Origin of the sequence: Flavobacterium sp. HSC-61S13, from assembly GCF_024171535.1 — a bacterium.
GTDB lineage: Bacteria > Bacteroidota > Bacteroidia > Flavobacteriales > Flavobacteriaceae > Flavobacterium.
The window spans coordinates 32,589-46,509 of record NZ_JALJZV010000021.1 but is presented as its reverse complement, the minus strand read 5'-3'; the positions used below and the strand labels follow the sequence as shown (position 1 = coordinate 46,509).

Here is a 13,921-nt window from a genome sequence, read left to right as displayed (position 1 = left end):
TGAGACGATTTGCTCGATGATTTTTTTGACAGTCTCCGAGTTGTTGTTGACGATAGTCTCAAAGTTTTGAGATACCGCTAGGGGAACATCGATGACGGTCTGCGTACCGTCTTCCGACAGGTAAGTGTATTTACCATCGGCGCTAGCTACTAAAGTAGTTACGGTTTCATTGGCTTTGACCAAACTTGATAAATCCACGCGTTGCTCCTGACCCTTAGAGTCTTTGTACACCAAGTCCGTGCCGTTGTACGTCACATTTCCCTCGGCTTCTGAGACGATTTGCTCGATGATTTTTTTGACAGTCTCCGAGTTGTTGTTGACGATAGTCTCAAAGTTTTGAGATACCGCTAGGGGAACATCGATGATGGTCTGCGTACTGTCTTCCGACAGGTAAGTGTATTTGCCATCGGCGCCAGCTACTAGAGTAGTTACGGTTTCATTGGCTTTAACTAGAGATCCTAAGTCTACTGTTTGTTCTACTCCTTTTGCGTCTTTGTATACTAGGTTTGTTCCGTTGTAAGTAACATTGCCTTCGACTTCTGAAGCAATTTGTTCTATGATTTTTTTAACGGCTTCTGAGTTGTTGTTGACAATAGTCTCAAAGTTTTGAGATACCGCTAGGGGAACATCGATGATGGTCTGCGTACCGTCTTCCGACAGGTAAGTGTATTTACCATCGGCGCCAGCTACTAAAGTGGTAATCGTTTCGTTGGCTTTAACTAGAGATCCTAACTCTACTGTTTGTTCTATTCCTTTTGCGTCTTTGTAAACTAGGTTTGTTCCGTTGTAAGTAACATTGCCTTCGACTTCTGAAGCAATTTGTTCGATGATTTTTTTGACAGTCTCCGAGTTGTTGTTGACGATAGTCTCAAAGTTTTGAGATACCGCTAGGGGAACATCGATGATGGTCTGCGTACCGTCTTCCGACAGGTAAGTGTATTTGCCATCGGCGCCAGCTACTAGAGTAGTTACGGTTTCATTGGCTTTAACTAGAGATCCTAAGTCTACTGTTTGTTCTACTCCTTTTGCGTCTTTGTATACTAGGTTTGTTCCGTTGTAAGTAACATTGCCTTCGACTTCTGAAGCAATTTGTTCTATGATTTTTTTAACGGCTTCTGAGTTGTTGTTGACAATAGTCTCAAAGTTTTGAGATACCGCTAGGGGAACATCGATGATGGTCTGCGTACCGTCTTCCGACAGGTAAGTGTATTTACCATCGGCGCCAGCTACTAAAGTTGTAACGGTTTCATTGGCTTTAACTAGAGATCCTAACTCTACTGTTTGTTCTATTCCTTTTGCGTCTTTGTAAACTAGGTTTGTTCCGTTGTAAGTAACATTGCCTTCGACTTCTGAAGCAATTTGTTCGATGATTTTTTTAACGGCTTCTGAGTTGTTGTTGACAATAGTCTCAAAGTTTTGAGATACTGCTAGGGGAACATCGATGATGGTCTGCGTACCGTCTTCCGATTGGTAAGTGTATTTACCATCGGCGCCAGCTACTAGAGTAGTTACGGTTTCATTGGCTTTGACCAAACTTGATAAATCCACGCGTTGTTCCTGACCCTTAGCGTCTTTGTACACCAAGTCCGTGCCGTTATACGTCACATTTCCCTCGGCTTCTGAAACGATTTGCTCAATGATTTTTTTGACAGTCTCCGAGTTGTTGTTGACGATAGTCTCAAAATTTTGAGATACCGCTAGAGGAACATCGATGATGGTCTCTGAACCATTTTCTGATTTGTAATTGTACTTGCCATTACCTATACTTACTAATGTAGTTATTGTTTCATAACTTTTAATTAAATCCGCAAAATTTAGTAATTGTCGCTGTCCAGATGGATTGATAAATTCAAATTTAACTCCATCATAAAAAACATTCCCACCATAACCTTCAAATAAATTTGATAAATGATTCTGGACTATTTGGTTATTAATGATTTCTTCAAAATTATTAATAACCAAAGCTGGTACATCAACATCAGCTACCACGCGTAGCCATTTACCATTACTCCAATAATAAAATCCAGGGACAATATCTCCTTGTTTTTTATTGGCATAAACCAAAAGGCTTTCTACATTTCCATTGACTATTGTAGAAGTATCCTTGGTGTCTTTTAAAGATAAATTAGGAATTAAAAATCCTTTATCTTTAGAAAACAAAGTCAGCTCAGCTGACTTACTCGGGGTCTGCGTACCAATCCCCACCTGTGCTTTAAGTGATGACACGAAGAGCAAAGCTCCAATGCATAATAATGTTCTTTTCATATCCGATAGTTTTTGTCTTACGAATATCATCACAACAAGAAAACTAGTAGTCCAAAAATGTTAACAAAAAATTCATATTAACAATTCAGAATTATAAAATAACATTAGAGCAATACAACATAACAAAATGGTATTTGGGTATAGGTAATTATTAACAAAATACGAGTTAATGGTTATTGCCATCTTATTTAATAAGATGATTCTCAATTTCCGAAAATGTGAATTTTCGGTCTATCGCAACCATTTATCTTAAGGATTATTTATTTTCACACATCGATGTGTACTAAATACATCTTTTAGAGAAGTAGCAACTTTATAAGTTTCCGCAGAGCTAAGCAAGAAAAGCGACAGAAGATTTATAAGTTTTCCTAGGCTTTCATAAATAATGAAATGTTAGGATAATAAGGCAAAAATTATTAAAATAATATTTAAAATAAATTTCAATGTTCATTCTATGCTTATTTTTATATTACAATCCATAAAAAAGACTGCTTTCATCAAAATAAAAGCAATCTAAATAGTTTATGTTGTCAATTCGTTTAGTTACTACCCCATAATTAAAAGCAAATTGTTGCCAAAACTGCTTTGACTGAATTTTATATTAATACTTAAATTAAGTAGCACATTTTTCTTTACTGTTTTAAATCTTACTATAAAACATAAAAATTTTTGAGCAAGCAAGTACTATCCTAAAGCTGTTTTGATGTTCGAATGATAAAATCAAGTTAGATAAGTCTGTAAATTAAAACCGAAGAGAAGATTATATATAAAAGATATCGCAGCATTAACTTCAAAATGAAATATTTATATTTGAACCTAATTTGTGTTACAAAATGGATAAAAAACTCAAACAATTCTTAATAAAGTCGGTTGCATTTTTAGCGTTAATTCATGTGGGATACTTTCTTTACGGTTTTTATAAATTTAAAGGTATTGACCAGGTTAATCTATTCACGGAATTTTACCGTTTTAAGTTTTATGACGATGTATCCATTTCCCACTTTTTTATCACGGGTTTATTTTTATTGATCTTTTTGATTTTACTTTTAAAAAATCATACGAAACAAAAGCAAACGTGGACTAACTTAATTAAAATCGGTAGTATACTGCTGCTTATGACCTTTTTGAGTTTTTCGTTTTTTATCAGTTACAGCTTTGGGATGTATGCCCAATTGAGATCGGAATTACCTCAAAACCAATTCCATAAAGACAAAAGACTGTTGAATGTCTTAAATCCTTTTTTATACAATACTGCCTCCTATGGATCAGAGGAATTATTTGATCCAGTAAACATCTTATATCCAAAACCCTATCCGGTTATAGAAGTAGTGGACAGTACCTTACTCATAGATTCTTATTATCAGGTTGAATATACCTATTACAGCATCGATACTTTGAAAGTGCTGACCAAAGACTTCAATCAAGCATCTACAGCAGCCAGCAAGCTTTTAGATCAAATCGGTTTTGATCCAAGTGATTTGATTGCTCGGATCATTAGAAAAGAGGTTATCAGAGACAGTACACAAATCATTTACAAGGGGCGTGAGGTCAGTCCGAGATACGACAAGGACATTTGTATATTTATCGAAAACAATACGTTGTTCAGTCCTGAAAAAGATATTCCTATCGAACAACAACAATACAAATCCGCCGTCAAGCGCTACCAATTACTGTATGACAAAAAGCCGGATTCCCTATTATCGCATTTTCAAAAGTTGGATCGCTTACTGATCCAATATGGAGTGGAATCTCATATAGTTCCTAAAGATTTAGTGGAGGATGTTTATTATTATAGAGATAGTCAGGGAATCCCAACAACCATCCGAAACCAATTTGATCGAAAAGCATTAGTCGAAAAATTCACGACTTTGGATCGGTTGTTTTACCAACCGAATTTCCTGCATCCTTCCATTACATCGTTGCTTTTTGGATTGGTACTCGGTATTTGGCTTATTGGTTTTACGATTTTTATGACAGTAAATTACACCAGAAATAAAAGGTAAAGAAGTTACTGATATATTTTCTTATTTAAAGCGGTAACAAGGCGTATTCAAAATATGATCCTATTTTAAGATAGAATAAACTGCTTGATCGATTTTACCATTTCAAAAGAATCCATTACTTCTCAATATAACAATAGAAACATTTCCTCATTTAAGATCTAGTACATATTAAGGTCACTGCTCTATAACAGGCTTTATCTGATTGTTTATGGCTAAACTATTTATGATTTCTTCAAACAGGGCTTTAATGTCGTTTAAAACGGAAAACGCAAGGTCATCTTTGTCGATGTAAGTAGCCAGCTCATAAATATTTTTACCAAGAGCGGTTCCCCAGATTCCGTCGTTGTTGTCAATGATTAATTCTACCACATTCAAGTCCAAGATTTTATTGGTAGTAACACGGTTTAATGCTGCTGGAGAAACTCCCCTATTTAAAAATACTTGGTATATACGATTAAAACGCGTATCCAATATTCTAAATCGACTGGTATTGAAAATGTTGAGCACACGATTTAAAAACGTCGCTTTGCAAATTTTGAGATACATTGGTTTACTCGATTCAAATTGACAATACACTCTCGTTACTGTAGATTCAAAACTTCGAATTCCCACACTACTGTGAAAGGTGTAATGATCGAAAATTATTCTATACCCTTTATAATCATATACAGCCTTTGACGAATGCCAATACGAGCGCTCCATATAATCGGATTGTATAAATTTACTGTAGTTTTTCCAATACATCTGTTTTTGTTTAGTCAATACGTACACCAGCCTATAAATAAAGCGAATTAATTCTACTAATATTCCTTACTTTCAAACTATACCTCAGTTACTAATATTTTATCTCTTAGCGCTTTTTAATTGAAACACGTTACCTTCCGGGTCCAATCCGTCGCACAACCAAAAATCATAATCCTCAAAAGTTTTTATATCACCCATTCGAATGTTTTTCGAAATCAACTTATTTCTCGCAATTTGAATATCCACGTCGATCTCAAACACCATTTTCGCGTTGTTTTGGGAGGACTGAACCGCGTTTGCTTTTCCCCTATATTCCAAGCCCATCGTATGCAATCCGATGCTTACCCCTCCAGCGTTTAACAACACCCAATTCAGGTCTTCTTCAATGATTTGCAATCCGAAATTTTCTGTGTAAAATTCCTTGAGGTTTTTTACATCCTGTACATATAGTATTAAAGTACTCAAACTAACATTCATTGAACTCAAAATATAAAATTAAAAAACGAACTCTTTTTAAAATATCAAATCAAACAGACCGCAAATTCCCGCTCCGAGTATAAAAGTCCAAGAAATCCAATCTTTAAATTGATTTTTCGCATGCTTTAAATACACCAGATGCGCGACGAGATGTATTAGTAGGAAAATATCAAAACCCGTTTTAAATATTTCGGGCGAATCAGAAGCTGTTAATTGCCAGATCATAAAGTAGCCTATCGGTATATGTGCCAACAAAAAGATTCGTTTTCCCCATAGATCATTAAGCTGGGAAAGCCCCGGAAAAATACGCCATTCCTTACAGCGAACGGCATCTATTTCATGTAAGACAAAAAAGGTGATTCCTAAAAAAAACAAAAACGATGCTGACATAAAATGGGAAAACTATTAAATAATGCTTTACTCAAACTCCGCATAACGGAACACAAAGATAACGAAGCATATTGTACTGCAAGAGTTCTAATACCAAATTTACAGACCGGGATTTTAATTTTTTAGCTCCCACTTACTTTAATTAATTTACAAAAAAAAAGTATAAAGAACAAACTAATTAACACAACAAACTGCAAATAAAACGTTTAAAATTATCCAAAACAGCACCTAATTTTAAATGAAAAAACACGGTATTATATGTAAATTAGTCCGCATCAATACAGCACTATGGCACATCGTATTTACATCTATAACATCGATTCGGTTTCCGGAGATTATTACCCCAATTATTTGGCAGAGTGGAAATACGATATTCCCCCATTAATACTGCCTCTATTCTCGGCAAATGGACGATCTAAACGATCTGACTTGTATTTTGACACCCAAGTTGGTATTGAATTTTTAAAGCAATTCTATCAGTTGCTTGAAGAGATTTATATGTTGCACGATCATTCCGATTATATAGAGGCAAAGACTGAAATGTTTCGATTTTTAGACAGTTTACCGTACGACCGTTTTCAAATAGACGGTAGCGATGTGTTTACGATGAACGACGAAAAACCTACTGCTCAAGCCAAGGAATGGGTCATTCAAATACAAGAACAAATAGAATTGTATCAATTGGCCGTTAAAACAAAAAGTTTAGAACCTTTAGAACCCCTATTAAAAACCTTTGGTTATCAGTCTTTTTTAGAAGTGCTCGAAAGCGATTGGATTCGTTACGGTCTCGGTTATTGGAATGAAGAAGCCTATCAGCACCCACTCAGCTCGATAACAGAGAAAAACGGACTAAAAGGCTTAAGCGATCTCAACGGCAACGCCATCACCCCTGCTGTCTACGACGAAATATATGATTTCACAGACGGCATAGCTGTTGTACAACGCAACGGTAAATTTGGTTACCTCAACAGTGCAGGAAAGGAAATCGTTCCAACGATTTACGACGCAGCACATGAGGTTTTCGACCTGCACTACGGTCCGATTGTAGAGCAGTGTTATACCGATCAGCTTATCGCCGGACTGGTGGAACAGCAAAATCGCTTCGGGTTGATCGATGTCGAAAAAAACGAGTTGCTGATTCCAACTTTATACAGTGAATTGGAGTTGCTTTTTGGCGCTTATTTCAACGCTAAAAAAGACGGCAAATACCAACTGATTCATATAGATAACCAACGTATCCTAGACTTTGACAGCCCTATACCCTTTGAATGGGAATATATCGACCTGTTCTTTTTGAGGATAAATGGCAGTTCGAAACGCCAATACTATACGGCCAATGGAATTTATTTGGGAGATTATGCTTCGGATATACTGTCGCCACTACCCAACGGTTATTATAGTGTAAAACCTCATCAGGGACAGTCCAAGAGCAGCATACTCGACCCGCAAGGACAAATACTAAACACCGAAATTGATCGGTTAATGGAACTGTCTGAGTATCGATCTTTTGCGTTTAAAAAACTGCAACAATGGTATCTTTACAGCAGTGTACAACACCGATTTCTACTGACAGATTTTAGGATTGACAAAATCGTTATCGACTATTTAGCCAATTATTTTGAGGACATCTATATATTGGAAACCGATCAAGGCAAGGGAATTTACGATGCTCAAAGCGACAGCTGGAAACTAACTCCCGATCCGAATTATATTAAAATTGAACACGCCTCCCAGCAGTTGTTACGCATAAAACTTCGAGACGGAATGCAATACTGGGATGCCGCATCCAATGCAGTCAGCCCGACTTACGACTATATCTCAGAGTCGATTTATCGCGAAGACCTGCTGCTGTTTTTATATCAAAAAGACCAACTGTTTTACCTCACTAAAAGCAAGCAAATTTGCGAAGCGACTGCCGCGGAAATCGGACAATTCCAACATAGAAAAGAAGAATTAAACCAAGCAGATCTGCGCTATTTCTCAAAATTCTATGAGCTGTGGAAAGCCAAAGTGGGAACGGATTATTACCGTCATTTTGACGACGACATACTCTACAAAATGGCTTTAGAACACTTTGAAAACGAAGAGTTCGACCTGGCCGTTGCCATTTGTGAAATCGGCGTAGATCGTCAACACCGCGAACTGATGTGTGAATTGGGGTATTTTTATGTCAATGCAGAGGATACGCAATACCAACGTCTTGACATAGCCTTGAAACTCTACCAAAAAGCGGCAGATTTAGGCGAAAAAAACGCTTGGAACAACCTCGGTTACCACTATCAAAACGGCATCGGTTGCGAACAAAATACCGAAAAAGCCATAGCCGCATATACCCACTCAGCAGCACTCGGCAACGGACTGGCTTGGTCTAATCTAGCCCATTTATACTACTACGGCGAACTCGTAACAAAAGACGACGATTTGGCTATCGAATACTATTTAAAAGCGCAAAAACTTAAACATTTTCATCATGATAAGTTAGCCGATATCTATTTTAGCAACGGCGACTATAAAAAGGTTTTACCGCTCTTAAAAAAGGATTATGAAGAAGAATTTTCGCCCATCTATTATGCCTTGATGTACGAATCGGGTTTGGGCGGACTAAAGACCAATATAAAAAAAGCGCTGGCTTATTACGAAAAAGCGTTAGACATCGCACTTTACCCTCATGCTGTAAACCGACTGCTTTACCACTACCGCGCTGCTTCTGAATTGGCCCATGCCGATCTATTTGCGCAGTGGTTGCACTATGCCGCAGAAAACAATATTGAAATAGATTATCAATTATTAGGTATTGAAGACCCAACAGAAAAACCAAAAAAGTCCTTTATAAAAAAGTTGTTTAAAAAATAAGTATTTCCCTTGCAAGTGGCGTTACTTGCAAGGGAATAGATTGACTTATGAAACTACATTTCTTAAAGTTAATGCATTCAGATACAGTCCAATTCCATAGATAGCATGAGCTTGTATGCTCCTTAACCTGGCTAAAGTGGGGTTCCCTGTTTTGGAAGCGGCAATGCCGAAACCAAAAGCAGGTTGCATAAGGAACCAGGGGGCGACGGTTGTTAAAATACCCACGCCTAAGGCTGGCAAAAAAGCTGGATGATATACCCATTCAAGGCCGCAAATTAATAAAAGTGTGAAAGCAAAAGAAAGTATGCAAACCTACTTCAGCAAAATATGGGTAGTGAAATGTAGAATGATTCATTGGAAACATTAATAACAAAACTATCCAAGTGATATCGTAACGGCAGTAGGTGAATACACTAGTCCAGCTGATCGTTGAACTTATTTCGGAAACTTTTTGGTGACATACCGCTTTGTCTTTTAAAATACCTGCAAAACAAACTCGTATCTCCGAAATGCAGTTCAAGGCTAATTTCTTTCACGGATAAATTGGAAGATCTCAACAGTGTTTTAGCGTGTATCATCGCCACATGGTCAATCCACTGCAAAATGGATTTTCCCGTTTCCTGCTTCAATACGGTTGTTAAATATTGTGGAGTTAAGTATAACTTTTCTGCATAGAATTTAACATGGCGTTGCTGGCTGGCATATTTAGAAATCAACACATAAAAATTATCGATTATTTCATGCTTACGGCTCTTGGGTAGGTTTTTTGTCTGCGCAAAACCAGCATAGGATTCTGAAAGAAACGTAATTATTGCAATAATTAGATATTGTAAGACTTCTGTCTTTCTAGTGCTTTGGATTTTAAGAAAAAACTTCTGCAATACAATAACTAATTCAAGTTGCAGTTGTTGCTCTTCCTCTTCTAACCTAATAATGGGTTGCCAGCGAATCTCATCATTAGTGATAAATTCTCGTATTATCGGAAACCTACTGAGAAAATCCATAGATAAGCCGATCGTAATCATTTTAGCATCCTGACTTGCCCTGATGGGTTCAATGATTAATTGTGGCAGAAGGATGACTACTTCATTTTTTTTTATTTCATACTCTGTAAAATGAATACGAGCATTCATGGTACCCTCTATCATAAAGCCTAGCAAAAGTCCATCAAACTGTTGCTTGTAATTTGACAAATGATCTTCTTCCAAAAAGATTTGATCTACGACTACAATACCTTCCGTTTTTAGAGAAGAATCGATTTCATAAACTTTATAAAAGTCATCCAAATTATAGAGCGAAGGCGTTGTTGGCATAATTACAAAATGAATATTAATATCAATTACAGTATTTCAAATGTACATAAATCTTACAAATTGAATGTAATGTGCGATAAAAAGAAAATATTATCACGGTGATATTCTATAATTTTGCAATCAGTATTTCTTTTAACGTTACGATTCTTTTAGAATAAAATGCTCCAGAGAGAAAGAGATGAATATACCAAAAGTTGCTGAAGACATTATTTCGATCATATCAAATTCAGCATCGGGATAAAATTTAAAATAATCGAATATGAATGTAGGATATACAAAGATAAATATAGACAGTTGGAAAAGAAAGGAGCACTTTACTGCTTATCGTGATTCGGTAAAATGTGGATTTAGTCTTACGGTTAAACTAGATATCTCAGAGGTTATAGCTTTTGTAAAAGAGCGAGGATATAAATTTTATCCGGTGATGATTTATTTGCTAACAAAAGCAGCGAACCAACATGCTGAATTCAAAATGGCAATGAAAGATGGTGAATTGATTGTTTGGGATTACATAGATCCAGTTTATACCGTCCTTCATACAGATACAGAAACTTTTTCCGCACTAACTTTATCGCATTCCGATAGCTTAATGGATTTTATAGACCGCTATAATGAGCTATTTCACAAAAATAAAAACAACAAAAGTTTCTTCCCCGATAAGGCACCCGATAATCATTTTAATATTTCGTCGCTTCCGTGGATTTATTTTGATAGCTTTAACCTGAACATTGCAGATTTCACCGACTACTTTGCCCCGAGTTTTACCATTGGAAAATATCAAATGGAAGGAAACAAAATACTGATGCCCTTGGCCATACAAGTACATCATGCAGTTTGCGACGGAATTCACGTCGCTAAATTGATCGACACTTTACAGGAGTATAGCAATACTGTTCAAATATTTTAATAAAAGTAAAAAATGCACTTACGTCAATTAACAACCCAAGATATTCCAAATTTATTAAATGCCATCAACGGTGCATTTGCCGATTACATCGAACCCTTTCAACTGAATGCAGCGCAATTGGAATTTAAGATGGCATCGGAAAACATACTACTTGAATGGTGCGTAGGGGTTTATAAAGCAGACCGACTGATTGCTTTTATTATGCACGGCGTTCGCACATCAGATGGCAAAACCGTAGTATACAATGCAGGAACAGGCGTGCTACCCGAATACCGAGGACAAGGGTTGGTAGGAAAAATGTACCATTACCTACAAACTTATTTCGAAGAAAATCAGGTACATCAACTCGTTTTGGAAGTTATTGAGAGTAACAAGTCTGCAATTCGTGCCTATGAAAAAGACGGGTTCGCTATCCGCCGCAAATTATTGTGTTTTTCCGGTAAACTACAATCAATCCCCCAATTAAGTACGGCAACGTCTATCAAACCTTTGCAAGATTTTTTATGGCAAGATTTTCAATCGTTTTGGGATATCACGCCCAGCTGGCAGAGTGCGATTCCAAGTATGGAAGTAGTAAACCCCACTGCCTTGGGAGCCTTTATTGATGGTGAAATGGTGGGCTATGTACTATTTAATGTCGAAAAGAAACGAATTTACCAATTAGCAGTAGCACCTTTATACCGACGAAAAGGCATCGCAACACAAGTTCTTGCAGAAGTACGGAAGCTATCATTCAACGAAAAAGTAGAGGTTAACAACCTGGATGAAAGCGCAGAAAACCTCAAACTATTTCTTGAAAAACAAGGCTTAAGAAACGATATCAACCAATATGAAATGGTGAAAAATTTATTATGATACGTCTAGCTAAGTTTGAAGATTACGAAGAATTAACAGCCATTTGGCTGGAAGCGTCTATTCATGCTCATGATTTTATTGACCCTACTTATTGGATCAATCAAACACATGAAATGAAAAATATTTATTTGCCTTCCAGTGAAACATGGATATTAGAAGATAAAAACCAAGTCGTCGGTTTTGTTTCTATGCTCGATGATCATATTGCAGCCTTGTTTTTAGCTACTGCATATCAGTCGAAAGGTATGGGCTCTCAACTGATACAATTTGTTAAAACAAAACATCATTTCCTAAGTTTAAATGTCTATGCTTTAAATCAACAAGCCGTTCATTTTTATAAAAAACAAGGTTTTAAAGTAGTTGAAGAAATGCTGGATAAAAATACAGCAGCAATGGACTACCGAATGGAATGGAAGCAAGAAGGTAATTGAAAACACTCTATTTACAGTCTTCCGGAATCAAAAGTCAATTAGATTATTGAAAAATCCCAATAAGTATTATTGGATTATCATTCGACCGGAGCTTTCGGAACATCGCAGATTTTTAAAAAATTTATCAGAGGGTAACAGTATCATGAAATCTTCCTAGACTATGTAGTTTTTATATCCAATCCAATTTGCGCTTGGTCAACTCGTTTTCGGTGTCGCCCGTGTTTATAGTGGTTGCAGGTTCAAAAAGTATTACCAATACTTCATTTTCAGCAACAGGTCTATGTTCTGTTCCTTTGGGGACAATTAGAAATTCGTCTTTGTTCACGGTAACCGTTTTCTCTCGAAATTCAATTTTCAAGGTACCTTCTACTACGAAGAACATTTCATCTTCATCTTCGTGTTTATGCCAGATAAATTCACCTTTGAATTTGGCTAGTTTTACATTTTGCCCATTGAGTTCACCTACTATTTTTGGAGACCAGTATTCTGAAAAAAGAGAAAACTTTTCTCCTAAATTTATTTTGTTTATCATGTTATCCTTATTAATTAAGTCATTGTACAACAGCGCTTTCGATCTAAAAAAAAAAAAACTAAAATCCCATGTGAGCAAGTGTATTGTTTTTTAGAAACTTTTTTAAAGTATTAAAAAATAACTCCTATTGATCTTAATACACTAAACTACCAACGAAAGAAGAAGACTAATCTAGAGGTTTATTTGTACTGATTGCAACTCTATTCCATGCATTAATGGTTATAATTGCCATTATAATTAGTCCTATATATTCTTCATCAAACAACCTAGCAGCATTCTCATAAGTTTTATCAGATAATCCTTTATTACTAATCAAAGTTATTTCTTCTGTCATGGCTAAAATAGTACGTTCTTCTTCTGAGTATAAATCAGTTTCTGGCCAAGCATTTAACAGGAAAATTCGCTGTGCACTTTCTCCTTGATCAATGGCATCGCGAGTATGTAAATTTAGACAATAAGCACATCCATTTATTTGGGAAGCTCTAATTTTTATAAGTTCCAGATGAGTTTTGTTTAATCCTGAATTTTGAACTGCACTATCTAATGCTATAATTCTTTTATAGGCACTTGAAGCTACACTCGCTAAATCAATACGTTTTTTCATTTTTTTTATTTTAAATTTATATAATTCATTTACCCCCTGCAAAACGCCATTTTTTAATGTACAAAACGTGTTATTTTAAATAAGCATGTAAATGCACAGCACTTAGTTCAAACCCATTCTTGAAATATAATTTTTGCGCAGTGTGATTATTAAAACCGGTATCCAGAACAACTGCGTCCATCTTTTTAGATGCTGCTATAGTTCTGACATATGATAATAATTTGCTACCAAGTCCTTTACCTCTATAACTATCTAAGGTACATAAATCATCGATATAGATAATATGACCGCTGTGTAATGTAGTCATAATGCGATATCCTACAAATGAAATAATGTTACCCTTATCATAAATTCCTCTAAGGGTATATTTTTCATTAGCTACCATTTCACGGATGGTACTAACCCAAACTTCTTTTTTCAAATGAGGTCTTAATACCAGGGCTACATTGAAGCATTTCTCAATTTCTACTTCAGATTCAATAGATTTAATTTCAAACGTGTTTTCCATGCTCTATTTTTTTTGTAAAATTAAAACACCTTTGAAAAA

14 protein-coding genes are annotated in these 13,921 nt (G+C 36.0%); 5 read left to right on the top strand and 9 right to left on the bottom strand.

Annotated elements, in window-relative coordinates; genetic code table 11:
* The coding region (locus L1275_RS15400) for a hypothetical protein (protein WP_253475443.1) at positions 1–2,265 on the bottom strand (2,265 nt) is incomplete at its 3' end.
* Positions 2,266–3,098: 833 nt separating this feature from the next.
* On the opposite strand from L1275_RS15400, the gene L1275_RS15395 reads away from it, so the two are divergent.
* Positions 3,099–4,268, top strand: a complete 1,170-nt coding sequence (locus L1275_RS15395; RefSeq protein ID WP_253475440.1) for a hypothetical protein — start codon at positions 3,099–3,101, stop codon at positions 4,266–4,268.
* A gap of 174 nt (positions 4,269–4,442) precedes the next feature.
* On the opposite strand, the gene L1275_RS15390 is transcribed toward L1275_RS15395, so the two are convergent.
* The 3 genes from L1275_RS15390 to L1275_RS15380 form a co-directional block, all read right to left on the bottom strand.
* Positions 4,443–5,012 (bottom strand): hypothetical protein, encoded by a 570-nt coding sequence (locus tag L1275_RS15390; protein WP_253475436.1) that lies wholly within the window; start codon positions 5,010–5,012, stop codon positions 4,443–4,445.
* A gap of 99 nt (positions 5,013–5,111) precedes the next feature.
* Positions 5,112–5,498, bottom strand: coding sequence for a VOC family protein (locus L1275_RS15385; protein WP_253475433.1), 387 nt, complete (start codon positions 5,496–5,498; stop codon positions 5,112–5,114).
* A gap of 27 nt (positions 5,499–5,525) precedes the next feature.
* The gene (locus tag L1275_RS15380; RefSeq protein ID WP_253475430.1) at positions 5,526–5,879 is read right to left on the bottom strand and encodes a DUF6713 family protein; all 354 of its coding nucleotides are present in this window, start codon (positions 5,877–5,879) and stop codon (positions 5,526–5,528) included.
* A gap of 288 nt (positions 5,880–6,167) precedes the next feature.
* Here L1275_RS15380 and L1275_RS15375 point away from each other — a divergent pair, with 288 nt between their 5' ends.
* On the top strand, positions 6,168–8,732 hold the full coding sequence (locus L1275_RS15375) for an SEL1-like repeat protein (protein ID WP_253475427.1): 2,565 nt from the start codon (positions 6,168–6,170) through the stop codon (positions 8,730–8,732).
* 45 nt (positions 8,733–8,777) lie between these two features.
* Here L1275_RS15375 and L1275_RS15370 read toward each other — a convergent pair whose 3' ends face one another.
* Both L1275_RS15370 and L1275_RS15365 read right to left on the bottom strand, forming a co-directional pair.
* Positions 8,778–9,038: a DUF2938 family protein gene (locus L1275_RS15370; RefSeq protein WP_371923502.1), complete on the bottom strand. Its 261-nt coding sequence runs from the start codon at positions 9,036–9,038 to the stop codon at positions 8,778–8,780.
* A gap of 107 nt (positions 9,039–9,145) precedes the next feature.
* A complete protein-coding gene (locus L1275_RS15365; RefSeq protein ID WP_253475421.1) occupies positions 9,146–10,045 on the bottom strand; it encodes a helix-turn-helix transcriptional regulator in 900 nt (299 codons plus the stop codon).
* Between the two features lie 259 nt (positions 10,046–10,304).
* Between L1275_RS15365 and L1275_RS15360 the strand changes: the two genes are divergently transcribed.
* Genes L1275_RS15360 through L1275_RS15350 form a run of 3 tightly spaced genes read left to right on the top strand, consistent with a single transcriptional unit; the run spans position 10,305 to position 12,238 of the window.
* A complete protein-coding gene (locus L1275_RS15360) occupies positions 10,305–10,952 on the top strand; it encodes a CatA-like O-acetyltransferase (RefSeq protein WP_253475418.1) in 648 nt (215 codons plus the stop codon).
* A 12-nt stretch (positions 10,953–10,964) separates the two neighbouring features.
* Positions 10,965–11,807, top strand: a complete 843-nt coding sequence (locus tag L1275_RS15355) for a GNAT family N-acetyltransferase (protein WP_253475415.1) — start codon at positions 10,965–10,967, stop codon at positions 11,805–11,807.
* Positions 11,804–12,238, top strand: coding sequence for an N-acetyltransferase (locus tag L1275_RS15350; protein WP_253475412.1), 435 nt, complete (start codon positions 11,804–11,806; stop codon positions 12,236–12,238). The genes L1275_RS15355 and L1275_RS15350 overlap by 4 nt, the downstream gene beginning before the upstream one ends.
* Before the next feature lie 169 nt (positions 12,239–12,407).
* On the opposite strand, the gene L1275_RS15345 is transcribed toward L1275_RS15350, so the two are convergent.
* The 3 genes from L1275_RS15345 to L1275_RS15335 all read right to left on the bottom strand — a co-directional run bounded on the left by L1275_RS15345 (position 12,408) and on the right by L1275_RS15335 (position 13,882).
* A complete protein-coding gene (locus tag L1275_RS15345) occupies positions 12,408–12,770 on the bottom strand; it encodes a cupin domain-containing protein (RefSeq protein ID WP_253475409.1) in 363 nt (120 codons plus the stop codon).
* Between the two features lie 166 nt (positions 12,771–12,936).
* The gene (locus L1275_RS15340) at positions 12,937–13,374 is read right to left on the bottom strand and encodes a carboxymuconolactone decarboxylase family protein (RefSeq protein WP_253475405.1); all 438 of its coding nucleotides are present in this window, start codon (positions 13,372–13,374) and stop codon (positions 12,937–12,939) included.
* A 70-nt stretch (positions 13,375–13,444) separates the two neighbouring features.
* Positions 13,445–13,882 carry an N-acetyltransferase gene (locus tag L1275_RS15335; RefSeq protein ID WP_253475402.1) on the bottom strand — a complete coding sequence of 146 codons (438 nt, stop codon included), beginning with the start codon at positions 13,880–13,882 and terminating at the stop codon, positions 13,445–13,447.
* Positions 13,883–13,921: the final 39 nt, after the last annotated feature.